The sequence below is a fragment of the Streptomyces virginiae genome, assembly GCF_000720455.1.
GTDB lineage: Bacteria > Actinomycetota > Actinomycetes > Streptomycetales > Streptomycetaceae > Streptomyces > Streptomyces virginiae.
On sequence record NZ_JOAK01000025.1, the window covers coordinates 38,400 to 61,478 of the forward strand.

Consider the following 23,079-nt stretch of genomic DNA (forward strand, 5'->3'; position numbering starts at 1 on the left):
GCATGCCGACCGCGCACCGCTCACTTCGACGGTAAAGGAGCCGTCCTGGGGGCGCACCAACGACGTGCCGGTCCGTCGCGGCCGGGTCCGGGGGCGGGGTGCCATTCGGCCAGGAGGATGGTGGCGTCGTCGCGCAGGCGGTGTTCCTGGTGGGCGAGGAGGTTCTGGACGAGCCGGCGCAGGGATTCCGGGGCGTTGTGCCCCGAGGCGAGGGAGCGGATCACGGTGTCGGTCAGCCGGTCCTCGCCGAAGAGGTCGCCGTCGGGGGAGCGGGCCTCGGTCACGCCGTCGCTGTGGATCACCACCCGGTCGCCGGGCTGGAGGCGTACGTGGTGCCGGGCGGGAGGCTCCGGGTCGTGGAACCCGAGGCCGAGGGGGAGTTCGGCGTCGCGCTCCAGGGCCCGGGGCAGGACCCGGCCGTCGCGGATGAGCAGCGGTGGCGGGTGGCCGCAGTTGATCCAGTGGAAGTCACCGCTGTGGGTGTCGAGTTCGGCGATGACGCCGGTCATGAGCCGGTCGGGGATCCACCGGGCCAGGGTGCGGTCGATGGTGGTGGCGATGCTCGGGAGGGCGGAGCCGGAACGGCGCGTGGCGCGGCAGGCGGCGACGGCGGCGGCGCTCGCGCCTCCGGAGGCCAGGTCGTGGCCCATCGCGTCCAGCATGGTCAGGTGCAGGGTGCCGTCGACGAAGGTGTGGTCGAAGGCGTCTCCGCCGATGTCGTAGGCCGGTTCCAGCATGGCGGCCGAGGTGGCCCGGGTGGTGCCGATGGTCCGCGGTGGCAGGAACGCCCACAGCAGTTCGGCCTGCAGGCTCATCGGGCTCGTCCGCTGGTGCCGGACGAGGAGGTCGTCGTGGGAGGACTGGGACACCACCAGCAACGTCGCCAGGCTCGCCAGCGCCCGGCCCGCCTCCGTCCGGCCCGTGCCGGGGCCGGAAACCTGCATGACGCCGATCCGTTCGACGCCGTCGGTCATGGGGAACCAGCTGGTGTCCCCGTCCCTGTTCTGCTGCACCCGCTGGGTCCGGTAGGCCAGGCCGGCCAGGGAACCGTCGATGTCGGCACTCGCCGGCGCGTCCGGGCCCCGGTCGCCGGGCCGCGGGAGCGGGTTGAGCCGAAGCTGCTGGATGTCGGCGAGGAACAGCCGCGCCGATCCGATGCCCAGCCGGCGGGCGGCCTCGTCGATCAGTTCCGCGACGTCCAGGGCCGACGCCTGGTGGGAGCGGTCGAGCACCCACGCGAGCACCGGCCCCAGCTCCTCGGCGCCCCCGTCGCTCACCACGGGCGCCCTACACCGTCGCAGACCATCGAATGCCTCTCGTCCGGTGCCGGGATTCCATGCGGCCATCTTGAACAACAAGCCGCGCGTCGCCCCGGCCGACACGACGGTCACCCGCCGCAGTCGCGTCGCCGCCGGTCCCGGAACAGGATGAGACCGGGAGGAGACCGGCCGGAGGACGAGACGAGAGGTGGCGGCTCCGATGCCCCGTACGGCACTCATCGTGATCGACATGCTCAACACCTACGAGCACGAGGACGCCGAGGCCCTCGTCGCGTCGGTCCGCGAGGCGCTGCCGGGCATCACCTCACTCCTCGAGAACGCCCGCGCCAGCGAGTCGCCCGTCGTCTACGTGAACGACAACTTCGGCGAATGGCGCTCCCACCACGGCGAGATCCTGGGCGCCGCCCTCGCCGGTCGCCACAAGGACCTGGTCGAGCCGATCGCCCCCGACGAGAACTCGCTCTTCGTGGTCAAAGCCCGCCACTCGATCTTCTTCGAGACGCCGCTCGCCTACCTGCTCGGCCAGCTCCGGGCGGAGCGCCTGGTCCTGTGCGGACAGGTGACCGAGCAATGCGTGCTGTATTCGGCGCTGGACGCCCACATCCGGCACTTCGACGTCGTCGTGGCGGACGACGCGGTGGCACACATCGACCCCGACCTGGCCGCGGCGGCCCTGCGGATGATGAGCCGCAACATGGCCGCCGACGTCTGCGCGGTCGAAGACGTCGAGTTCGACGGCTGACCGGGCCGCCCCGCATGAACCTGCGGCACCGGGGAAGACGCCCCGGGCACGCGTGACGCGCGCGAGACGAACCGAACGGACCGGATCGGTGCGAGCCGGCCAACGAGAGCCCAAGAGGTGGATCATGGCCTCGAAACGAGCGGGCGCAAGCCCTGCGGACACGTACGCCGACGGTGAGGACCGGGTGACTCCGTGGAGCGACTTCCAGCGCGTACTCGACCAGATGTTCGGCCTGCTGGAAGGTGTCGAGCCGGACGACGGGGCCTCCCGGCCGGGAACTGCGCCCCGGCGGAGGCCCGCCACGGGCGGCGGCACGGGCTGAGCACACGGCCACGACGACTCGCAACTCCTGCGCCGACCCCGTTCCTGCGGGAAACTGGAGCCCGGCCCTCGCCCCGGCCCGGCCGCCCCTGACGGCGCCGCCCCGGCACCGAGCAGGGAGAGCGTCCGCTTACCGAAGCTGTTCTGCGGGCAGGCGCCGGACATGTCGATCGCCCGTTCGGACCGGCTCGCACGTGTCGGCCGAACCGGCACAGGAGTGCAGACGCATGGTGTACGCGACCTGGTCCTCTGTGAAGAGCGGGGTCTCCCGGGTGTCCCGAGACGCCGAGGTGTGGGGAGGTGCCCCGTGTGCGGCCTGAGCGGAGAGGTGCGTTTCGACGGGAGGCGCCCCGACCTGGCCGCCGTCGAACGCATGACCGACGTACTGGAGCCGAGGGGGCCCGACGGCAGAGGCGCCTGGTCCCAGGAGGCGGTGGCCCTGGGACACCGGCGGCTGCGCATCATCGACCTGTCCGAACGCGGCGCCCAGCCCATGGTCGACGCACAGCTCGGCCTCACCGCGGTCTTCAACGGCTGCATCTACAACCACCGCGAGCTGCGCGCCCGCCTCGAAAGGCTCGGGTACCGCTTCTTCTCGGACTCCGACACCGAGGTCGTCGTCAAGGCGTACGCGGAGTGGGGCCGGGAGTGCGTCGACTTCTTCGTCGGCATGTTCGCCTTCGCCGTCGTCGAGCACCACACGGGCCGGGTCGTGCTGGGACGTGACCGGCTGGGCATCAAGCCCCTGTACGTCACCGAGGACTGCGACCGCCTCCGCTTCGCCTCCTCCCTGCCGGCGCTGCTGGCGGGCGGGGGAGTGGACACCTCCCTCGACCCGGTCGCCCTCCACCAGTACCTGAGCTGGCACGGCACGGTGGTGGCACCCCGCACGGTGCTGGCCGGCGTACGCAAGCTCCCGCCCGCCACCGTCCGGGTCATCGAGCCAGACGGCACCCGCGAGGACCACTGCTACTGGCAGCCCTCGTACACCAGGCACTCCGACATCGGCGACGACCCGGTGCTCTGGCGCGAGGCCGTGCACGACGCGCTGCGCACCGCGGTCAGGAGGCGCACGGTCGCCGACGTCCCCGTCGGGGTGCTGCTGTCCGGCGGTCTGGACTCCAGCCTGCTGGTGCAGATGCTCGCCGAGGACGGGTACGAGGACATCCCGACCTTCGCGATGGGCTTCGAGGAGGAGAACGGGGAGACCGGCGACGAGTTCCGGTACTCGGACCTGATCGCGCACCGGTTCTCGACCGACCACCACCAGCTCATGATCCCCTCCGACCGCCTTCCGGCCGCGCTGGAGGACGCGATCGGCGCCATGAGCGAGCCGATGGTCAGCCATGACGCCGTGGCTTTCCACATGCTGTCCGAACAGGTCTCCAAAGAGGTCAAGGTCGTACTGTGCGGCCAGGGCGCCGACGAGGTGTTCGCCGGCTACCACTGGTACCCGCAGATCGCCTCGGCCGCCCGTACCGGTGCGGACGACGCCTACGCCCGCGCCTACTTCGACCGGACGCACACCGACCTCAACGCCATGATCCACCCCGACCTCGCCGTCGGTCACGACGCCTCGATGGACTTCGTCCGGCGCCACATGGCGACCCCCGGCGCCGATACCGCCCTCGACGCCGCCCTGCGCATGGACGTCCACGCCCTCATGCCGGACGACCCGGTCAAGCGGGTCGACAACATGACGATGGCCTGGGGACTGGAAGCCAGGGTGCCGTTCCTCGACCAGGACCTCGTCGAGCTGGCGGCCGCCTGTCCGCCGCGGCTGAAGCTCGCACAGGGCGGCAAGGCCGTGCTCAAGGAGATCGGACGCACGGTGCTGCCCCGCGAGGTCGTCGACCGCCCGAAGGGCTACTTCCCCGTCCCCGCGGTACGGAACATGGCCCAGCCCGTCCTGTCGCGGGTACGCGACGCCCTGACGGCCCCGGAAGCGCGCCGGCGCGCCATCTTCGACGAGCGCATCGTGGCCGAGCTGCTCGCGGCGCCCAACCGCCACCGGGCCCGGCGCGGGGCGAACACCCTGTGGCAGGTGGCGACGCTGGAGATCTGGCTCCAGGCGCACGGCATCGACTGAGTGGTGGGAACCTTCCGGAAGCGGAAGCCTGGGAGAGGTGGCCATGCCCCTGGAGCAGACGAACCTCGTGGATCACGTACTCGGCACGGCGGGCGGGACCGCGGCGGCCCCGGCCGGCGCGGACCGCGACGCGCCGCCGCCCGCGCCGGCGCCCGTGCCGGTGCGGATGCCCGACCACCAGGGCGCCGACCCGCCGACCCTGCTCACCGCCCACGGGTGCTGGTACCCGTCGGCGAACCCCACCGGTGAACACGTCGCGTTCATCTGCGACCGGTCCGGCGTCCCCCAGCTGTGGAGCGGCCCCGCCCGGGGGGACGGGGCCCATGTGCTGGACGGCGACCCCGATCCGGTCACCGAGGTCTCCTGGTCCCCCGACGGGCGCTGGATCGCCTACACCTCGGCACCGGGCGGCGGCGAGCACACCCGCGTCCTGGTGGTGCGCCCGGACGGAACCGGACGGCAGGTGCTCGCCGGCGCCGAGCCGGGGAGTTCGGCCCACCTCGGGTGCTGGACCCGCGACGGCACCGCGCTGGCCGTCACGGTCGCCCAGCCCTCGGCGTCGGGCTCGGAGCACACCGGGGCGGGACACCTGCCGGCGGACGCCGACGGTGCGCCGGCCGCGCCCGGCGCCAAGGCGCCCGGCGCGGCCTGGCCCGAGCGCGGCGGCCCGGCGACCCTGCTCGGAGCCGGGGCGGCGAACCGGGCCTCCGCGCAGGACCCGGCCGCACCGGTGCAGGCGGCGGCCGGCCGGCCGGTCCAAGACCCCGGCAACGTCCCGAACCTGGGCCCGGTGCCGAACCTGGGCGCCATGCCGAACCTCGGCCCGGTCCCGAACCAGGGCCCGGTCCCCGACATCGGCCCGGTCCGCAGCGGCGGGCTGGCCGCCTACCTGCTCGACCCGGACGGCGCCCACGCGCCCGTCCTGCTGTACGGCGAGGAGGGGGCGGCGTCGCTGCGCGTGTGCGACACCAGCCCGGACGGCCGCTTCGCGCTCGTCCGCCGCGGCCCACGGGGCCGGCGCGAGGCCCTCGTCCTCGACACCGCCTCCGGCCGCACCACCTTCTCCCTGCACGTCGCCGACGGGGACCCCTGGATCGGGCGGTTCTCCGCCGACGCGCGCACCGTGTGGCTGCGCAGCGACACGGACCGCGAGTTCGCGGCGCTCCTGAAGGTCCGGCTCGACGAGGAGGGCGCGGCCCGGACCGTGTCCATGGCGGCCGAACGCGAGAGGTCCGCCCTCGACCTGCTGAGCGTGCCCGACCACGGCCGATGGGCCCTCCTCGCCTGGAACGTGCACGGGGCGACCGAGCTGGAGAGCGTCGGCCTCCCCCTCGCGGACGAGGACGGCGGCGTCGGACCGCGGCACCGGCCGGTCCTGCCGCACGAAGTCGTGACCCGCATCGCGCCCCTGGAACGCGGCGGCCTGTTCGCCGCGCTGGCGGGCTCCCGGCGCAGGCCCGGCATCTGGGAACTGGACCAGGGCCTCGTACCCGCGCGCGCCGGCTGGTCGGCCCGGGACGAGGACGCGGCGCCGCCCGGGCGGCCCCCCGTACGCCCGGTGCCCCTGCGCTGCCGCGCGCGGGACGGGCTGACGCTGGGAGGCTGGTACTACCGGGCGCCCGGCCGGGATCCCGGTCGGCCCGCGCCGTGCGTCATCCACCTCCACGGCGGCCCCGAGGAACAGGAACGGCCGGTGTTCAGCCCCCTCTACCACGAGCTCCTCGGCAGGGGCCTGGACGTCTTCGCCCCCGACGTCCGCGGCTCGTCGGGCTGGGGGCGGTCCTTCGTGGACGCCGACCTAGGCGCCGGCCGGTTCGCCGCGATCGACGACGTCGCCGACTGCGCCGCGCACGTGGTCGCGCTCGGCTACGCCGACCCCGTGCGCCTGGGCGTGATGGGCCGCAGTTACGGCGGCTACCTCACCATGGCCTCCCTCGTGTGGCATCCCGACCTCTTCCGCGCCGGCGTCGCCGTCTGCGGGATGTCGGACTTCGCCACGTTCTTCGCCGGCACGGAACCGTGGATCGCCCAGTCCGCCACCGCCAAGTACGGCCACCCCGAACACGACCGGGAACTGCTGCGCGCCCTGTCCCCGATGAGCCGCGTCGACCAACTGCGCGCCCCGGTACTGGCCGTCCACGGCGAACACGACACCAACGTGCCGCCGACGGAATCGGAGCAGTTCGTCCGCGCGGCCCGGGAACGCGGCGTGCCGGCACGGCAGTTGACGCTGCGCAACGAGGGCCACGAGTTCCTGCGGGCGGACAACAGAAGGCTCTACCGGCGTGCGGCCGCGGACTGGCTGGAACGGCACCTGGCCCCCACCCCGCCCCCCTGACCGCTCACGACGGCCGACACCGCCGTCCGGCGGCGGAGCGGCGTCCACCGGGACGGCGGGACAAGGGGACGGACACCGGGCAGGTGCCGGGCAACCGAAAACCCCCGGCCGTCGGGAACCACCGTGGCACCTCCCCAGTCCGTTGTCCCGCACCCCTCATCCGCCGCCGGTGAGCGCACCCGCGACCCCGGCGGCCGCGAGGACGGCCGCCGCCAGGGTCGAGAGCGACGGGGAGGAAACGGGCGGGGCCCCATCGGGATCCGGAGCGGGGGCGGGCGCGGGGCGATCGGGTGCGGCGACGTGGTGGGGCAGGACGCCGCGGTGCCAGAAGAGGCACAGCCGTTCCCAGTGCACGCGCTCGTCGTCACCGTCGCCGACGGGCCGCCCCAGGGCCTCCAGCAGGTGCCCCCGGTACAGGTCGAAGGCCACCCGCAGGTGCTGCCCGTAGGTGACGGCCCGCAGCAGGGCGCCGCGGTAGCAGATCCACGCGACCAGTGCCCCGCCCCACAGGCACAGCAGGAACAGCGGGGTCGACGCGCGGACCGCCCACAGGTATCCGCCGCCGCCGACCGCGAGGACCGCGGACAGGAAGGCGGAACCGAGCAGCGCGGCCAGACCCGTCCGGGCCGCACCGAGCATGATCAGGAAGGTGTCCGGGAGCAGGGGGTGCAGCCGCGGCCACACCAGGGCCGCGTCGATGCCGTAGCGCAGGCGGGGATAGAGCTCGGCGGCTTTGAGGGCGTTGCCGAGCCGGGTCGGCATGATCTCGTTCGGACGGGTGCGCGGCGGGTAGCGGTCGTGTGCGCGGGCGTCGTCCGATCGCCGCACCAGACGTCGGTGGTGGCCCCGGCCGAGTCGGCCGAGCGTCCGGTTCCCCAGCGGGCCCCAGTGGCCCGCCGCCAGGCGGAGCAGCGACGTCTGGGCGCTGCCGAGCACCGTCGCCACGCAGACCAGGGCGAGGACGAAGCCCGCGACCACGAGCACCTTGGACTCCCACGAGCCCTGGCGCCATGCCTGCAGCGCCCCGTGGGCGGAGCCCCGGCCGGTCGCGAGGACCAGTCCCGCCAGGCAGCAGAACACGACGCTCGGCAACAGCGCGCCGCGGACGGACCGCCGGCCCGCCACGACCGCGATCTCCCCGAGGGTGGCGCTGAACACCGCTCACCGCTCCTGGGGTTCGAGCGGATGACCGGCGTCGCCGCCCGGACACGTCGGCGGGTAGTCGGGGTCGTACAAAGTGACCTGGTTCAGCAGGCCGCACCGGCACACGAGCCTGGCGACGGGGACGCCGACCACGCCCGCCAGCACCCCGTCCTCGGGGTGGGCGAGGTCCGACCGGGTACGGCCCGGAGGTACGTCCACCCCTGCGCAGTGACGTGCGATCGTCGGATGTTCCAGCACTCCCAGAATGCCGGACGGGCCGATCACGACGGCACCGAAGGGGTTCAGCGGCAGCAGGGTGACCGCTTCGCCCGTGAGGAGCTCGTCCAGGGTGAGGCGCGCGGGCAGGAGCACGGCGGGCGGCAGGCTCCCGCCGGCGGCGGACGCCGGGGGTGGGGCGCCCGGGGCGCCGGCGACCCCCAGGCCGGTGGGCACGCCGGCGGCGTCCAGCGCCACGACGTACCCGTCCGTCGCCTCGTCGGGGCGGGTGCTGACGGGGGCGAGGGGCAGCTCGTCGAGGGTCATCGCCAATCTCCTACCAAGGTGAACGGAGCCCAGTAGTACGGGTGGTCGAAGGCGGGGAGGTGGTGGTCGTGGCGGGCGGACGCGTAGCGGGCCCGATTCCGGAGCACGAGGAGCCGGCGCCGGAGAGGGGATCCGTCGGACGTCTCGGCGAGCAGGGCGTCGAGCTCCGCGAGGGCGCCGCCGACATCACCCGCCCGCAGGCGCAGGCGGGCGATGTCATGGCTCAGGGAGTGCACGGACTCCGGATCCGCCGCGCGCAGCCGCTCACCCCGCCGCTCCCGCTCGCAGTGCTCCAGGGCCTGTTCGAGGCTCACGCTCCGCAGCCCGCGCCTGGCGGCGGACAGCGCCTTCGCCGTCGGGCTGCCGTCCTTCAGCCGCCGGTAGAAGTCGGCCATCAGCAGCGCGCTGGAGATGTCGTCCACCTGCCACCGGGTCACCAGGACGGAGCGGGCTCCGGCGTGCAGGAACTGCCGTGTCAGTCCCATGAGTTCATTGCCGGCGCGTTGCTCCTGGACGCCCGTGTCGCAGCCGCTGAGCACGACCAGGCGGACGTCGAGCCGTACCGTGAGCAGGTCCTCGGCGGTGAGTTCCCCGTCGGCCAGGAGAATGCCCGACCGGGACGGCCGTTCCCGGTCCAGGCGGCAGTGGCAGGCCAGGTGGACCACGTCGTAACGGGCCCGTGAGAGCCGTTCCCGCAGGGTCTCCAGGGTGGCCGACGGCCCCGTGCGGACCTCGGTGGAGGGCAGGACCGCACGGATGGCCCGCGCCTCGGCCCGGGCGTGCGTCAGGTCGCCCCGGGAGTCGGCGAGGACCAGCGCCGCCCGTGTTTCGTTCCGTGCGGCGGGCCCGAGCCTGTACCGCATCAGCGACGCACTCGGCGTACAGCTCATCGGGTTGCGCTCACCCCAGGGAGTACCCGCCACGGTGACCGCGTGGAGCGGCAGGTCGTGCAGCGGGCCGTCCGGCACCAGCCACAGGACCTCGCCGGGCCTCGTGTGCTCGGCGACGGCCCGGGCCAGGGGCGCCAGCCCGGTGGTCCACGACGGTGCCGGCCGGCCGACGTCCGGCCTTCCCGGCGTGAGCGCCTCCGCACCCAGCCGCAGGTCGACGACCACCGGCTCGGCCCGGTCCGGGCGCACCAGGAGGACGATGGTGCGGTCGCCGACGCTGACGAACTCGCACAGGACCTCGCCGGGTCGGAGCATGTCGCGCAGTTCCGCGTACTGCGCGGGCGCGCCCCGGCGACCGCTCACGTACGAGGCGCCGGCCGCGCCGGTCGCCTCCATGGCGCGCCAGACCTCCTCCAGCTTCGCCCGTTTCACCTGACCCCAGTAGGGGTTGAGCACCGCGAAGCCGTACGGTCCGCGGGTGCCGATCCGGTCGCTGCTGCGGACGCTCCGTAGCAGGTCCTGCTCCTTCTTCTGCAACTCCACGAGTTCCGTGGGGAGTTCCGTCTCATGGGCGCCGCCCATCGTCTGCAGCATGAGGCGGCCCCGGCCCCGTTCCGCGGCCTCCACCGCCGCCGTCAGGGGTACGCCGGGGACCCGGTGGTCGACGATGAGGGCGACGAGTTCACCGCAGGGCCGGGCGAGGTCGAGATCGATGCGCAGGTCGGCGTCGGCGACCCGATCGCGTGCGGTCTCGACCGAGGCGACGAGCGAGATCAGGTGGGTGTACTGCTCGGACCAGTTGCCGGAGCGGGCCGCGGTCCGGGCCAGCAGCCGGTGGGCGGCCGTCTGCTGGGCCAGGTCGTCCGCCGAGCGGGCGACTTCGAGCACGTCCATGGCCGCGAGCCGGGCGGTCTCGAGGGATCCGCGGGCGTAGGACCGCTGCGCGTCGGCCAGGACCTCGGCGATGCCATGGCCGACGGGCAGCGGGTACATGTCGGCGAAGCCCCGGTTCGGGCTGGGCAGCACCACATCGTGCTGTCGGCCGCCGGTCCGGTACGCCGCGTCCGCGACACGCCGTTCCACGTGTCGCACGAAGGCGATCCCGCGGTGATGCACGGAGAGGTAGGGGAGCCAGGTGGGAAGTTCCTCGATCAGGGCGGTCGCCGAACCCAGCGGCAGGGGAAAGGTCCGTCGGCGGTCCGCGCCGCTGCGGTGGCCCGTGCGGCCGGCGACGCCCTCCACGAGCTCCGCGAGGCGTTGCAGGGCGGCCGGCAGGGCGGCGCGGTCGCCCATCGCGTCGACTTCGGCCAACGCCTCCTCCGTACGGTCCAGTTCGAAGGCGAGGGTGTCGGCGGTGAGGCACCGGGCGGCGGCCGCGTTGAGGGGGAGGCCCGCGACGGCGAAGAGCTCGGCGGCGTACCGGCGGTTGCGCACGGCGTTGTCCGACAACCCCGTCGTCAGGCTGACTTCGGCCCGCGCCATGGCGGTCATGGCGGCCACGGTCTGCCACGTGGCGAACAGCCGGCGGCGCTCGGGCTCGGGGATCTCCGTACCCGCCTGGTGCTGGAAGAGCGCCTTCAGGGAGTCCGCGTACGCCTCGGCCGTGCTCACCCAGGGCTCCGCGTCCGCGGTCGGGATGGACGCGTTCGCCCGCCAGGAGCTGATCGCGAGCTCGTAGCCGGGGGAGCCCGCCAGCACCTCGTCATGGCGCAGCGTCAACTCCCAGGGTGCCAGGTCCGGTTGCCGGGGGCTGCGGAGCACCGCGTCGTAGGCCCAGGCGCCGAGGACGCTTCCCTGGATCCAGGGGACCCGGACGGCGGGCTGGAGCGGGAGGCGCAGTGCGTTCACCACCTGGAGCTGCCGGTCCCCGGTACGGGCCGCGTATCCGGAGAAGGCCAGTTCGGCCGCCGTCACCGCGATGGCCGGTACCAGCAGCCCCGGTTCGTCGGGGTGGGTGACCGCCAGGAGCGCGGGCCCCCAGCCGTGGCCCGTCAGCCGGCGCAGTACCCAGAAGGGCTGGAGCCGCCGGGAGAGGACGCCCCTGACGTGCGGCCACGTGCGCAGTTCCTGAACGCAGCCGAGCGCCGTGACCAGCAGGAGGGCCGACGCCCATCCCACCGAGGTCCAGGATCCCGCCTCCCCTCCCGGTCCGGCACCGCCGAGCCATGCTTCGGGCCACAGGGCCGACGCTCCGCCCGCCGACAGGAGGATCAGCACCCGCTTCAGCCGCTCGCGCCCCCGCAACAGCCGGACGAAGGCGCGCAGCCGCAGGTCGTAGAGGGCGACCCGGGCGAGGACCAGTGACGCCAGCACCAGCCCCGGCGCTCCCGGGGCGGACGGAGCGTGCCACCACAGGAGGAGCGGGACCGCTCCGACGCCGAGGTGCACCAGCCGGCACATGTGATCGCTGATGTACGGCGGCTGGATCACGCCCGCGCGAGTCCGCCAGACTCCGTGCCCCCCGAGCTGCAAGCCCTCACTCCTCGTGCGCGACCGTGGACGGACGGTGCGCGGGAAGCCTATCGGCCCGCGGAAGGCGCGGCCGAGCGAGAGGCGGCGAGTTCACCCGTAACAGTCGCGAGGAAACGTTTGGGGAGCGTCCTCGGGGGCGGGAGCGCTGGGTCAGCGCCTGCGGCCACGTCCGCGGGCCGCCCAGCCGTGGCCGATGCCGGCGACGTGCAGCGCGAGCGCGGCGAGGCCGATCAGCATGAAGTTGGTGGAACTCAGCACGTCGTTGGTGGCGATGCCGGCCGCGTTGATCAGGAACGCGATGAAGAACAGCACTGCGGCGGTGATGCCGAGCATGTCCATGCCCCTTTCGGTAGGTGACGGCCGTGTGCCCCGTACGGGCCGGATCATGAGCCGCGGCCCGGGCCGGAGCCACCGGGCCGCCACGGACCGGGGCGGCCGCATGGTCGGGGAGAGCGGGGGCAGGTGCGGGGCATCTGAACGTTCGATGCACAGGCGGCGACATGCGAAGCGTTGGCGTGGAAGAAGAGCTCCTGCTCGTGGACGCGGACAGCGGGGCTCCCCTCGCCGTGTCGGGGGCGGCCCTGGCGGCCGCGGACCGCGGGACCTGGCAGCGCCCCGGCGGCGACGGCGGGCCGGAGCACGAGTTCGAGAAGGAACTGCACAAGGAACAGCTGGAGTTCGCCACCAAACCGATCACGGAGATGGGCGAGCTCCATGAGGAGATCGTCCGCATCCGCGGCGAGGCGGCCCGCCACGCCGCGAGCGCCGGCGCCGTGGTCGCCGCGGTCGCGACATCGCCGCTGCCCGTGCAGCCGTCGCTCAACGTCGGCCGCCGCTACCGGTGGATGGGCGAGCAGTTCGGACTCACGGTGCAGGAGCAGCTGACCTGCGGGTGCCACGTCCACGTATCGGTCGCCTCGGACGAGGAAGGGGTCGCGGTGCTGGACCGCATCAGGCCCTGGCTGGCCGTCCTCATGGCGATGAGCGCGAACTCCCCCTTCTGGCAGGGCGAGGACAGCGGCTACGCCGGCTACCGCAGCCGGGTGTGGAACCGATGGCCCTCCGCCGGCCCGGTCGACGTCTTCGGCTCCGCCGACCGCTACCACGAGCAGGTCCGCGCCATGATCGACACCGGGGTGCTGCGCGACGAGGGCATGATCTACTTCGACGCCAGACTGTCCGCCACCTACCCCACCGTGGAGGTCCGGGTCGCCGACGTCTGCCTGGACGCGTCCACGCCCGTCCTGCTCGCGGCGCTCATCCGCGGCCTGGTCGAGACGGCGTCCCGCGCCTGGCAGGACGGGCAGCCGCCGGCCAGGGTCGGTACGAGTCTGCTGCGGCTGGCCTCCTGGCGGGCCGGCCGCTCGGGCCTGGACGGACCGCTGCTGCACCCCGAGACCATGCGGGAGACGTCCGCCGAGCGGGCCGTCGACGCCCTGTACCAGCACGTGCGCGAGGCGCTGAAGGACCACGACGACGACGAGCGGGTCCGCGAGGCCATCGCGCAGCTGCACGAACGGGGCAACGGTGCCCGCATCCAGCGGCGGCTGCACGCCGACGGGCAGAGCCTGGGGTCCGTCGTCACCCGGTGCGCGGAGCTGACCGTCAGGCCGTGACGCGCGGCTCCGCCGGCGGGGCGGACGCGAGCCGTTCCGAGGGTCCCGCCACCCGTTCCCCGTACAGGGGTGCTCGACCCGCGGTCAGTGTCCGAGGGCATTTTTCAGCTGCTGCTTGGTCATCGTCGAGCGGCCCTCGACGCCGCGCTTCTTCGCCTCCTGGTACAGGTCGTCCTTGGTGCGTCCGGACGAGCTGCCGCCGCCACCGGACTTCTCGCCACCGCGCTGCGAGGCGGACTTGCCCCGGGTCGAGCTGCGGCTCGCGGTCTTGCTCTCACCCGAACGTGCGCGTTCCTTGTTCACCGTCCGGGAGGCCATCTCCTTCGCGCGGTCCTCGGACATGCCGCGCTTCTCCCCGGACTCCTTGATGTGCTCGTACTGGCGCTCACGCTTGGGGCTGGATCCTCGGGGCATGGCGGAACCTTTCTCGACGATGGGTTGCGACGGGCATGGTGCGCGTACCCACATATCCCCACATTTCGCGCGAAACGAACCGAACGGCTGCGGACCGCGACCTCGACCTCGACCACGTCACCCCCGACGTACTGCGCGACCGCATCACCGGCCTCGCCCTCCACCCGGAGGTCGACGGCGCGGCGGACCGGCCTGACCTGCGGATGACGACTCATTTCCGGCAGGGTTCAACGGTGATCGGCAGGGTATGCGACGGCCACGTGACCGATCCGCCGACGAAAGGCGAACACCCATGCTGATGGCCCACCCGGCCGTGCTGCCCGGCCTCGTCGACCGTTACTGGGCGCTGTCCGTACTCGATGCGGCAGAAGGCGACTCTCCCGTACGCAGGGAGATCCAGGCGGTCGAGCGAGCGCTGTGCGTGGCCACGGGCACGACGGACGTGCACGCCGCGCTGATCGCCGCCCGCCATCACCTGCCCGGCACGGGCACCCTCGACGACTCCGTGCTCGCCTCCGGCTGACGGGTTCACCACCCGACGACGGGCCGAGGGATGGGGCGCCACGCCGTGGGTAGGCGCCGGATACCCCGGCCGCCCTGCCGGCAGGGCGGGCGCGGCCCGGCGAGGTGAGGGAGGCAGACATGTCCCAACACGTTCCGGACCCGGACCCGCGCAACACCCCCCGGCCCCACGGCGGGGTGCCGCCCGGCGAGACGCCGCCCGGCGAGTCGAGCACCGGCTCGGGCGCGGGCCCGTACCGCCCGCTGACGCGCGGCTGGGGCAAGGGCCCCCTCGTGCTGATCTGCCTGGTGGCCCTGGCCTGCGCCCTCTTCTTCCTCGCCTATGCCGTCATGCTGAACGTATGAGGGCGGCCGAGGCCTGAGCCGCCGCCTGTCCGCCGCACGCGGGGTCGTACCGCAGCAGCCGCGGGACGGCACGCTCGACGCGGCCCCGCGTGGCCGCCGGCCGGTCAGGCCGTGACGCCGAGGCGGGCGGCCAGCCAGTCGAACACCCGCTGCTCGAACAGGGCCCGCCCCAGCGGCTCGCAGTGCAGGTCCGCGCCCTCCGCCGCAGTGAACTCCACGAACGCCTTCTCGCCCGGCAGCGCCTCGTACAGCCGTCGCGACTGCCCCGGCCAGAAGTGCTCGCCCTCCGGCGAGGTCACCAGCAGCGGCACCGTGATCCGGTCCAGCACCCCCGTCAGCTCGTACCGGGCCACCTCGGTGAGCAGATCGTAGGGGGACTCGATCCCGTAGGGCTTGGCCCGCCACCGCCAATAGGCGGCGAGCTCCCCGTCCTGCGCGAACCCTTCCCGCATGACACCGTCGAACGCCTCCCGATCACCCGTGTCGAACAGCTCGCGCAGCTCCGGCGGGAAGTTGTGCCACCAGCTGTCCACGACGGACACCACACCCGGATCCGCGACCCCCGCCGCGATCCGGTGCTCGAAGGCGAGCGCCCGCGGCACCCAGTAGCCCGCCTGGCTGATCCCCGCCAGCACCAGCCGGTCGGCGTCGACGCCCTCGTGGCCCAGCAGGAAGTCCACCACCGGGGTGATCACGTTCTCCCAGTCCGGACGGAACGGCATCCCGTACTCGAACAGCATCGACTGCTGCCCCGGTCCGTCGAAGAGGAGGGCGTTCCAGCCGCGTGCCACGGCCGGCGCGCCGAGCATCGTCCACGCGGTGCTCACCGGGCCGTCGCTGCCGTTGTTCACGATCACCGTCGGCGCGCCCGCGCTGCCCGAGGTGCCTGTGGCGGGCCCCGCGGCGGGCCGGAAGAGGTAGCCGGGCAGCTCGGTCCCCTCGTACGGCACCGCCACCCGCTCCGCGGCCGGCTCCCACGCCGCCGCGAACCGGTCGAAGCACTCCCGGTGCTCCCGGAACACCGCCAGGAGCCGTCCCTCGTCGGTCAGCGCGTCGGCCGCGACCAGGCCCGTTCCGAAGTAGCCCGCGGCCCGCAGCCACGCGTCCCGGGCGCTCGTCCGCCGTCCCGCCGCTGCCGCCCGTTCGCCGTCCGACCGGACGCGCCGCGCCAGCTCCGTCCAGCCCTCGAACCACCCGCGGCCGTCCGCACCGCCCAGGGCCGCGGCCGTGGCCAGCACCTCGCCGGGATCGGAACCCTTCTGCCAGGCCGCCCCGAGGAGTGCCCGCACCTCGAAATCGAGCTGCTCGTTCTCACAGAACCGGTACGCCACGACGCCTCCCGGAGTTCACCCCCACCGTACGAGCGCCCCCGGGCGGCCGCACGCGGCGCAGGTCCGCGTCAGGCGCGGCGCGCCCACTCCTCGGCCAGCAGGCGGTAGGAGCGGACCCGGTCCGCGTGGCCGTGCGTGATCGTGGTGATCAGCAGTTCGTCGGCGCCGGTGGCCTCCTGGAGCCGTTCGAGGTGGTCGGCGACCGTCCGCGGGGAGCCGACGAACTGCGTCTCCACCCGGTCGGCGACCAGCGCCCGGTCCGCGTCCGTCCAGGGCAGGGCACGGGCCTGCGCCGGGGTGGGGTAGGGGATGGCGCCCTCGCCCGTGCGGATGCTGCGCACCCAGGGGGCGTACCCGGTGGCCAGTTCCCGCGCCGCCGCGTCGTCCTCGGCGACGACCACGTCGGCGGACACCGTCACGTACGGCCGGTCGAGCTCCGCCGACGGCTTGAAGGCGGCCCGGTACCCTTCGGCGGCCTCCAGCACGGTGGCCGGGCTGACGTGGTAGTTGGCGGCGAACCGCAGCCCGTTGCGGCCGGCCGTCTCCGCGCTGACCCCGCCGCTGCTGCCGAGGATCCACACCTGTACGTCGGCCCCCTCGCCGGGAACGGCGTGCGCCTCCAGGCCCTCGGGGGTGCGGTAGTCACCGCGCAGCAGGGCGAGGACGTCGTCGATCTGCTCGGCGTAGTCCTGGGGCCGGGCGCCGGGCAGGTTGAGCAGCTGCTGCTGGAGCGCCACCCGCGGATGGCCCAGCAGGTGCGCGAAGGAGAACCGGGCCGGGATGCGCAGCCCGTTGGGGGCGTACCCGTCCACGACGGGGGCGGCGTCCGGCGCCGCGGTCCCGGCGGAGCGCGCTTGCGGTCCGCCGGCCGAGCGGCCCAGGCCCAGGTCCAGCCGCCCCGGGTGCAGGGCGTCGATCAGGCCGAACTCCTCCACCGTCGACAGCGCGGTGCGGTGGCCGAGCTGGACGGCCCCGGAGCCGAGCCGGATGGTGCTCGTCGCCGCGGCGGTCAGGGCCAGCACCACGGCGGGCGAGGTGCCGGCGACCCCCGGGTTCAGGTGGTGCTCCGCGAACCAGTAGCGGGCGTAACCGAAGGCCTCCGTCTGCCGGGCGAGGTCGATGCTGTGGCGGAGGGCCTCGGCGGCGCCGGAACCGGACGGGACCGGGACGAGGTCGAGGACCCCGAGGGGAATGCCGGACATGGCCGGGCTCCTTGGTGGTCGGGGCGGGATGAGGGCCGGAACCTTACGGGGCCGAGGTCGAGGTCGAGGCCGGGGCCGGGGCCGCGGCCGCGGTTTGCCGGGCGGGCTCCGCACCGGGTACGGCCAGCCCGAGGTGGTCGCGCAGGGTGGTGCCTTCGTAGTCGGTACGGAAGACGCCGCGCTCCTGCAGCAGTGGCACCACGGTGTCGGCGAAGACGTCCAGGCCACCCGGCGTGATGTGGGGAACCAGGATGAAGCCGTCGGCGGCGTCCGCCTGCACCAGGGTGTCGATCGAGTCGGCGACGGTGGCCGGGGAGCCGATGAAGGTCTGCTCGGAGGTGGTGGAGATGACGAGTTCGCGGATCGACAGGTTCTTGGCCTCGGCGAGCGCGCGCCACCGGCGGGCGGTCTCCAGGGGGTCGCGGAACTGGCGGACGCTGGCCCGTCCGAGGGCGATGGTGTTCTCGCCGGGGAGGGGGTCGACGTCGGGCAGCGGCCCGTCCGGGTCGTATGCGGACAGGTCGCGGTTCCAGACGTGTTCCAGGTACTTGATCGCGGTCTGTCCGCTGACCTGGAGCCGCCGCACCTCGTACGCGGCTTCGTGCGCCTCGGCGTCGGTGTCGCCGAGGACGAAGGTGGCCGCGGGCAGGATCTTCAGCTGGTCGCGGGTACGGCCGTACGCGGCCAGGCGGCGCTTGACGTCGGCGTAGAACGCCCGGCCCGCGTCGAGGGTCCCGTACCGGCCGAAGATCGCGTCGGCGGAGGCCGCCGCGAACTCCCGGCCCTCGTCGGAATCCCCGGCCTGGAAGATCACCGGCCTGCCCTGCGGGCTGCGCGGCACGTTGAAGCGGCCCTCGATGTCGAAGTGCCGGCCGTGGTGCGCGAAGGCCCCGGCCCGTCCGTCGCGCAGGAACCGCCCCGACGCGGCGTCGGCGACGACCGCCCCCCGCTCCCAGGAGTCGAACAGTTCGTTCGCGGTGGCCAGGAACTCCTGGGCGCGGGTGTAGCGGTCCTCACGGGGCAGGAATCCGCCGCGCCGGAAGTTCTCGCCGGTGAAGGCGTCCCACGAGGTGACGACGTTCCAGGCGGCCCGGCCCTCGGAGAGGTGGTCCAGCGAAGCGAACTGGCGGGCCACCTCGTACGGTTCGTTGAAGGTCGAGTTGATCGTGCCGGTCAGCCCGAGGCGTTCGGTGACGGCCGCCAGCGCGGCGAGCACGGTGAAGGTGTCGGGCCGTCCCACGACGTCCAAGTCGTAGATCTGGCCGCCCTGTTCACGCAGGCGCAGCCCTTCGGCGAGGAAGAGGAAGTCGAACTTGGCGCGCTCGGCGGTCCGCGCGAAGTGGACGAAGGAGTCGAAGTCGATGTGGCTGCCGGCCGCCGGGTCGCTCCACACGGTGGTGTTGTTGACCCCGGGGAAGTGGGCGGCGAGGTGGATCTGCTTGGGAGCCTGGGCGCTCATGGTTCGTCCTTCCGGGGGGCGGATCAGGAAGCGCGGGGCGCGGCCACGGCGTAGCGGCCGACGGGCCGTTCGAGACCCAGCAGGCCGCGCAGGGTGTCCGCCTCGTACTCCCGGCGGAAGACGCCGCGCCGCTGGAGCTCCGGCACGAGGACGCGGGTGATGACGGGCAGATCGTGGGAGATCACACCGGGCCGCAGCCGGAAGCCGGACAGGCCCGCTGCCCGGTGCTCCTCGAGCAGGTCGGCGAGCTGGGCCGCAGTCCCGGTGAACACGGGCGCGCCGCCGCCCTCGTACGGGTCACCCGCGAGCGCGTCGAGACGGCCGAGGCGGTCGGCGGCGGCCGCCGCGTCCTGGTCCAGGAACACGGTCAGCTCACCGAAGAGGTGCAGCGGCTCCGCGCCGCCGGGCCCGGCGGACTCGCGTACCTGCCGGACGGCCGCGACGGCGGCCCGCGTCCCGGCGATGTCGCGGGACGGCAGGAACCCGACGTCGGCGGCGCGGGCGATGAGCCCGTACGCGGCGCTGTCCGTCGCGCGGGCGGTCACCACGGGCTGCCCCTGCGGCGGGCGGGGGGTGATCGACGGCCCGCGGACGCTGAAGTGCCGCCCCTCGAAGTCGATGTAGTGCAGCTTGTGGCGGTCGACGAACCGGCCCGTCGCCACATCACGGATCTCGGCGTCGTCCTCCCAGCTGTCCCACAGCCGCCGGACCACCTCGACGTGATCGGCGGCCTCCTCGTGCAGCTCGTCCTCCCGGAGCGGGGCCGTGCGGCGGCCGAAGTGCCGTTCCTCGTAAGGGAGTCCGGACGTCCGGACGTCGAGGCCCGCGCGGCCGCGGCTGACGTGGTCGAGTGTCGCGACGGCCTTGGAGACGTGGAACGGCTCGGTGTGCGTGGCGGTCACGGCCGGAACCAGCCCGATGCGCCGCGTCAGCGGCGCCACCCGTGCCGCCGTGAGCACGGCGTCGAGCCGGCCGCGGACCTGGTCCGTCCGCTGGTCCTGCCCGCCCGGTGAGGCCGACTGGAGGGCGAGACCGTCGTCGAAGCTGACGAAGTCGAGCAGCCCGGCCTCGGCCTCGGCGACCACACCGGCCCAGTGGCGTGCCGTGAACAGCTCGGCGGGCCGGGCTCCCGGCTCACGCCAGGCGACCGGGTGCCCACCGGCACCGTCGAGCGCGACGGCGAGATGGATTTCGGACACGGCAGACGTCGCCTTCCTGATCGCCTGAAAGAATTCGATCCTGCGGGGGAGAAAACCTTGCCCATGACGCTACGCCCGAGGTCTGGGCCATTCAACGACAGCGTCATTAAGGGAGTTTGGCGATCCTGTTGCGCGGAGTCGGGGTCGCCGCGGCCCGCTGCGATTGCGCAGAACGATGTGAGTGAGGTGCAGAGCGGCCGTTTGGCCGGCTGCCTGGCCAAACGCCGATTCCTGCGGAGCCCGCGGCCGGGTCACCGTCACGCGGGTGGCCAACACGCCCGCCCACCGGACACTTTCAACGGCCACGTACCCTCAACTGCCATGACGTACCTCAGCCGTATGGGAGTGGCGACCTCCTGGGTGGCGTGGGCGGGCGGGGCTCCGGCCCCGTGGCACCGCGCTGCTCTCATCGAAACCTACGCGCTGATGGAAGAAGGCCGGTTCGAGGACGCCGAGGCGCGGGCGCGAGCCCTCGTCGCGGCCCGGCGGAGCCGCAGGGGACGGGACCGCAGACCCGGCACGGTCTGGTACGCCGCCTACGCCGCCGCCCTCGCGGTGCGCGCCCACGGACGGCAAGGGCCTTCCGTGCTGGACGAGTTCGAAGCACTGATCGCAGAGGCCGAGCGGACGTACGACTTCCATCACGGCCTGCTGCTGCCCGCCCGCCTGAACCGCGCATGGGTGCTGATCGACGAGGCACGGCCCGCCGAAGCGGAGGCGGAAGCCCGGGACGTCCTGCGAGCCCTGGCGCGACGGGCGCACCCCGCCGAAGACCGGCAGCGCGAACTGTCCGCCCTGGTATGCCTCGGGCACACCCTCTGCGAGCAGGGCCACCACGAGGAGTCGGAGACGATCGCCCGCCACAGCCTGCCGCGAGCCGACGAGGACCACCTCGTGCGCTCACTGCGGATCCTGCTGGTCCGCAGCCTGTCGGGCCTGGGACGCCACGCAGAGGCACTGGCACAGTCGTCGGAGGCGCAGGCCCTTCCCGAGCCGCCGCCGTATGCCGCCGGGCACGTGGAGTTCCGCAAGGCCACCGCCCTGCACGGCCTCGGCCGCGCCGCCGAGGCCCGGGCGGAAGCCGGCCGGGCACTGGCCGCCTGCGAGCGGTACCTCCACCCGACGCACCCCCGCATCACCGCGATCCACGCGCTGCTCTCCCGCATCACCCCGCGCTGACCGCACGCGCCGCCGTGCCCGACGCCCGCCCGGGGGACGCAACTGCCGCACCCCACGAGGTGATTCGAAAGGCCCCGCCGCGTCCTGCGGCTGTTGTAGGTTCCTGCCATGGCCATGAGCAAAGGGATCGAAAACCCGGAGTTGCGCTTCTCCGCAGCCCTGGTGCGCGCAGCAAACCTTCCGGGCGTCCGTATCAACAGGGAGTCCTACCTCCGGCAGGCACTGGGTCGCCATTGCTCCGAGGAACAAATCCGTCGGGCAATCGAAGAGACCCCTGCGGCAGCGGGAATCCCCAGCGAGGTTCTGGACAAAGCGGCCAACGACTCCATCAGCTACGAGACCACCAAGGCAAGCGCCCTTTCTGCGGCTGCCGGAATACCTGGCCTCCTCTTCCTTCCCGCCACTGTGCCGGCCGACGTGGCCCAGTACTTCGGCCACATGCTGCGCATCGCGCAGAAGCTCGCCTACCTCTACAGCTGGCCCGATCTGTTCTCCGGCGAAAACGACGACATCGACGACGCGACCAAGGGAGTGCTCACGCTCTTCATCGGCGTGATGTTCGGCACCCAGTCGGCGAACGCCGCCGTGGGGAAGGTCGCGGGCATGATGTCGAAGCAGGTCGCGAAGAAGCTGCCGCAGAAGGCACTCACCCAGGGCGTCATCTATCCCATCGTGAAAAAGGTCGCGGCCTACCTCGGCGTCCAGATGACGAAGCAGACCTTCGCGAAGACCGTCTCGAAGGCCATCCCCGTCGTCGGGGCCGTGGTCTCCGGCGGACTGACTCTCGCGACCTACCTCCCCATGGCCAAAAGGCTCAAGAAGCACCTGTCCGGCCTGGACCTGACGAAACCGACGCATCTGGTCGTGGACGCGGAGGTCGTGGAAGTCGTAGAGGTTCACGAACCCCCAGCCCCGGGCCGTGCCCAAGAGCACGACGCAGACGACTCGGTGCCGTCGGCCTGACGACTCCTCGCTCCTCCCGGAGACCCCGGACCGGAAAGCGCAGAGAAGGGCATACGCCTGCCGAACGGCTGAAGGATGACGATCCAGACGGGCGAAGGCCGGGGCGGTGGTTTGCGCCCCGGCCTTCCGTGCAGCGGCGTCCTTTCTCCTTCGGCGCCCCAACGCCTCAGGTCGGTGGGTGTGTGGCAACAGCGTGGCGGGTGCGGATCACAGGCGTCCTCCGGTCACCCAGAGGCGTGACATCGCATCGGCCAGGGCGGGGTATCGAGCGGCCTCGCAGAGCATTTCCGAGAGCACGAGCATTCCGTAGGCGGTGCTCCGCGGATCGCAGTTCTGGTGCAACCGGATCACCGCGAGGCTCAAGGGCCGGCGCCCGATCAGGATCCCGGCGCGACGGACAGCCGCGGCCGTCTCCAGGTCGGCGCGGCTTCCGCCGAACGGCAGGGTTTCCGTTCGGGGGAGTTCCTGCGGCGCCGCCGAGTCCCGCACGTGATGGACGGACGCCTCAGGCAGCACCTGGCCGTTCTCGAAGAGTTTCCGGAACCCGGATATGCGGAGGCTCGTATTGCGCGGGCGGAGCTCGATGAAGAGCTCGATGAACAGCCCCCGCAATTGGATGTGGAGGGGAAGGTGGGGCATCTCGCCCTCCTTGCGCCCGTCTCCGCCGAAGAATCCCTGCGCATCTTCCGCCTTCGACCGAATCGTCGACGTCAGGGATCGATACTCGTCGGCCGAGGCTTGCGCCGGGGAGAACAGGATCGGCATCAGCATGGCCGGCCCCTCAGGGAAGAGGTCCCGGAGACGGGCGTTTATTGAGTAATCTGACCGCAATCGCTTCGATCGTGCTGCACTCTCGCATGCACACCACCACCTTCGCCATCATTCCGACCGCCCACGGGTTTATCACCCCGTCGGTGTCGGGTCCGGTTCGATGGGTTCCTTTGTAGTCGCCCGGGTGGCGGCCGGGAGAATTGTTGACCTCTGATGCTAAGAAATCAGCCTGACCCCGAAACCCTTACTACGGGCATTTC

At 72.9% G+C, this 23,079-nt stretch carries 21 protein-coding genes; 10 read left to right on the plus strand and 11 right to left on the minus strand.

All coding sequences use genetic code 11. The annotated features are described in order from the left end of the window. Positions 1-20: 20 nt before the first annotated feature. The gene (locus IG86_RS0129250) at positions 21-1,280 is read right to left on the minus strand and encodes a PP2C family protein-serine/threonine phosphatase (protein WP_234316091.1); all 1,260 of its coding nucleotides are present in this window, start codon (positions 1,278-1,280) and stop codon (positions 21-23) included. 199 nt (positions 1,281-1,479) lie between these two features. Between IG86_RS0129250 and IG86_RS0129255 the strand changes: the two genes are divergently transcribed. The 4 genes from IG86_RS0129255 (at position 1,480) to IG86_RS0129270 (ending at position 6,770) form a co-directional block, all read left to right on the plus strand. After that, positions 1,480-2,022 carry a cysteine hydrolase family protein gene (locus IG86_RS0129255; RefSeq protein WP_030824981.1) on the plus strand — a complete coding sequence of 181 codons (543 nt, stop codon included), beginning with the start codon at positions 1,480-1,482 and terminating at the stop codon, positions 2,020-2,022. 124 nt (positions 2,023-2,146) lie between these two features. Further along, positions 2,147-2,344 (plus strand): hypothetical protein, encoded by a 198-nt coding sequence (locus IG86_RS0129260; RefSeq protein ID WP_030824983.1) that lies wholly within the window; start codon positions 2,147-2,149, stop codon positions 2,342-2,344. Between the two features lie 306 nt (positions 2,345-2,650). Beyond that, the gene (locus tag IG86_RS0129265; protein ID WP_030824985.1) at positions 2,651-4,432 is read left to right on the plus strand and encodes an N-acetylglutaminylglutamine amidotransferase; all 1,782 of its coding nucleotides are present in this window, start codon (positions 2,651-2,653) and stop codon (positions 4,430-4,432) included. 43 nt (positions 4,433-4,475) lie between these two features. Then, the gene (locus IG86_RS0129270; RefSeq protein WP_107056299.1) at positions 4,476-6,770 is read left to right on the plus strand and encodes a S9 family peptidase; all 2,295 of its coding nucleotides are present in this window, start codon (positions 4,476-4,478) and stop codon (positions 6,768-6,770) included. Between the two features lie 156 nt (positions 6,771-6,926). On the opposite strand, the gene IG86_RS0129275 is transcribed toward IG86_RS0129270, so the two are convergent. The 4 genes from IG86_RS0129275 to IG86_RS0129290 form a co-directional block, all read right to left on the minus strand. Next, on the minus strand, positions 6,927-7,928 hold the full coding sequence (locus IG86_RS0129275; protein ID WP_030900843.1) for a hypothetical protein: 1,002 nt from the start codon (positions 7,926-7,928) through the stop codon (positions 6,927-6,929). A 3-nt stretch (positions 7,929-7,931) separates the two neighbouring features. Beyond that, a complete protein-coding gene (locus IG86_RS0129280; protein ID WP_030900845.1) occupies positions 7,932-8,456 on the minus strand; it encodes a hypothetical protein in 525 nt (174 codons plus the stop codon). Continuing rightward, positions 8,453-11,776 (minus strand): CHAT domain-containing protein, encoded by a 3,324-nt coding sequence (locus IG86_RS0129285; protein ID WP_030900848.1) that lies wholly within the window; start codon positions 11,774-11,776, stop codon positions 8,453-8,455. The genes IG86_RS0129280 and IG86_RS0129285 overlap by 4 nt, the downstream gene beginning before the upstream one ends. A gap of 192 nt (positions 11,777-11,968) precedes the next feature. Next, positions 11,969-12,151, minus strand: coding sequence for a hypothetical protein (locus tag IG86_RS0129290; RefSeq protein WP_030660954.1), 183 nt, complete (start codon positions 12,149-12,151; stop codon positions 11,969-11,971). Positions 12,152-12,318: 167 nt separating this feature from the next. On the opposite strand from IG86_RS0129290, the gene IG86_RS0129295 reads away from it, so the two are divergent. Beyond that, complete coding sequence (locus tag IG86_RS0129295) at positions 12,319-13,434, plus strand: glutamate--cysteine ligase (protein WP_030824997.1); 1,116 nt, start codon at positions 12,319-12,321, stop codon at positions 13,432-13,434. Positions 13,435-13,518: 84 nt separating this feature from the next. On the opposite strand, the gene IG86_RS0129300 is transcribed toward IG86_RS0129295, so the two are convergent. After that, positions 13,519-13,848 (minus strand): plasmid stabilization protein, encoded by a 330-nt coding sequence (locus IG86_RS0129300; RefSeq protein ID WP_030900852.1) that lies wholly within the window; start codon positions 13,846-13,848, stop codon positions 13,519-13,521. Between the two features lie 35 nt (positions 13,849-13,883). Between IG86_RS0129300 and IG86_RS43215 the strand changes: the two genes are divergently transcribed. The 3 genes from IG86_RS43215 (at position 13,884) to IG86_RS0129315 (ending at position 14,715) form a co-directional block, all read left to right on the plus strand. Next, positions 13,884-14,147, plus strand: a complete 264-nt coding sequence (locus tag IG86_RS43215) for a hypothetical protein (RefSeq protein WP_030900855.1) — start codon at positions 13,884-13,886, stop codon at positions 14,145-14,147. Then, a complete protein-coding gene (locus tag IG86_RS0129310) occupies positions 14,141-14,371 on the plus strand; it encodes a DUF5133 domain-containing protein (protein WP_030825007.1) in 231 nt (76 codons plus the stop codon). The genes IG86_RS43215 and IG86_RS0129310 overlap by 7 nt, the downstream gene beginning before the upstream one ends. Positions 14,372-14,490: 119 nt before the next feature. Continuing rightward, positions 14,491-14,715 (plus strand): DUF6480 family protein, encoded by a 225-nt coding sequence (locus IG86_RS0129315; RefSeq protein WP_030825009.1) that lies wholly within the window; start codon positions 14,491-14,493, stop codon positions 14,713-14,715. A gap of 104 nt (positions 14,716-14,819) precedes the next feature. Here IG86_RS0129315 and IG86_RS0129320 read toward each other — a convergent pair whose 3' ends face one another. The 4 genes from IG86_RS0129320 to IG86_RS0129335 form a co-directional block, all read right to left on the minus strand. After that, a complete protein-coding gene (locus IG86_RS0129320) occupies positions 14,820-16,046 on the minus strand; it encodes an alpha/beta hydrolase family protein (protein WP_030900856.1) in 1,227 nt (408 codons plus the stop codon). A 68-nt stretch (positions 16,047-16,114) separates the two neighbouring features. After that, positions 16,115-17,248 (minus strand): LLM class flavin-dependent oxidoreductase, encoded by a 1,134-nt coding sequence (locus tag IG86_RS0129325; RefSeq protein ID WP_030825016.1) that lies wholly within the window; start codon positions 17,246-17,248, stop codon positions 16,115-16,117. Between the two features lie 43 nt (positions 17,249-17,291). Beyond that, complete coding sequence (locus IG86_RS0129330; protein WP_030825019.1) at positions 17,292-18,707, minus strand: NtaA/DmoA family FMN-dependent monooxygenase; 1,416 nt, start codon at positions 18,705-18,707, stop codon at positions 17,292-17,294. 23 nt (positions 18,708-18,730) lie between these two features. Then, positions 18,731-19,906: an LLM class flavin-dependent oxidoreductase gene (locus IG86_RS0129335; RefSeq protein WP_385871986.1), complete on the minus strand. Its 1,176-nt coding sequence runs from the start codon at positions 19,904-19,906 to the stop codon at positions 18,731-18,733. A 321-nt stretch (positions 19,907-20,227) separates the two neighbouring features. Between IG86_RS0129335 and IG86_RS0129340 the strand changes: the two genes are divergently transcribed. Together IG86_RS0129340 and IG86_RS0129345 are read left to right on the plus strand one after the other, a co-directional pair. Further along, on the plus strand, positions 20,228-21,085 hold the full coding sequence (locus IG86_RS0129340; RefSeq protein WP_157854925.1) for a tetratricopeptide repeat protein: 858 nt from the start codon (positions 20,228-20,230) through the stop codon (positions 21,083-21,085). Positions 21,086-21,193: 108 nt separating this feature from the next. Further along, positions 21,194-22,048, plus strand: a complete 855-nt coding sequence (locus IG86_RS0129345) for a membrane protein (RefSeq protein ID WP_030825028.1) — start codon at positions 21,194-21,196, stop codon at positions 22,046-22,048. Positions 22,049-22,255: 207 nt separating this feature from the next. On the opposite strand, the gene IG86_RS0129350 is transcribed toward IG86_RS0129345, so the two are convergent. Further along, positions 22,256-22,819 carry a ribosome-inactivating family protein gene (locus IG86_RS0129350; protein WP_030825031.1) on the minus strand — a complete coding sequence of 188 codons (564 nt, stop codon included), beginning with the start codon at positions 22,817-22,819 and terminating at the stop codon, positions 22,256-22,258. Positions 22,820-23,079 lie beyond the last annotated feature (260 nt).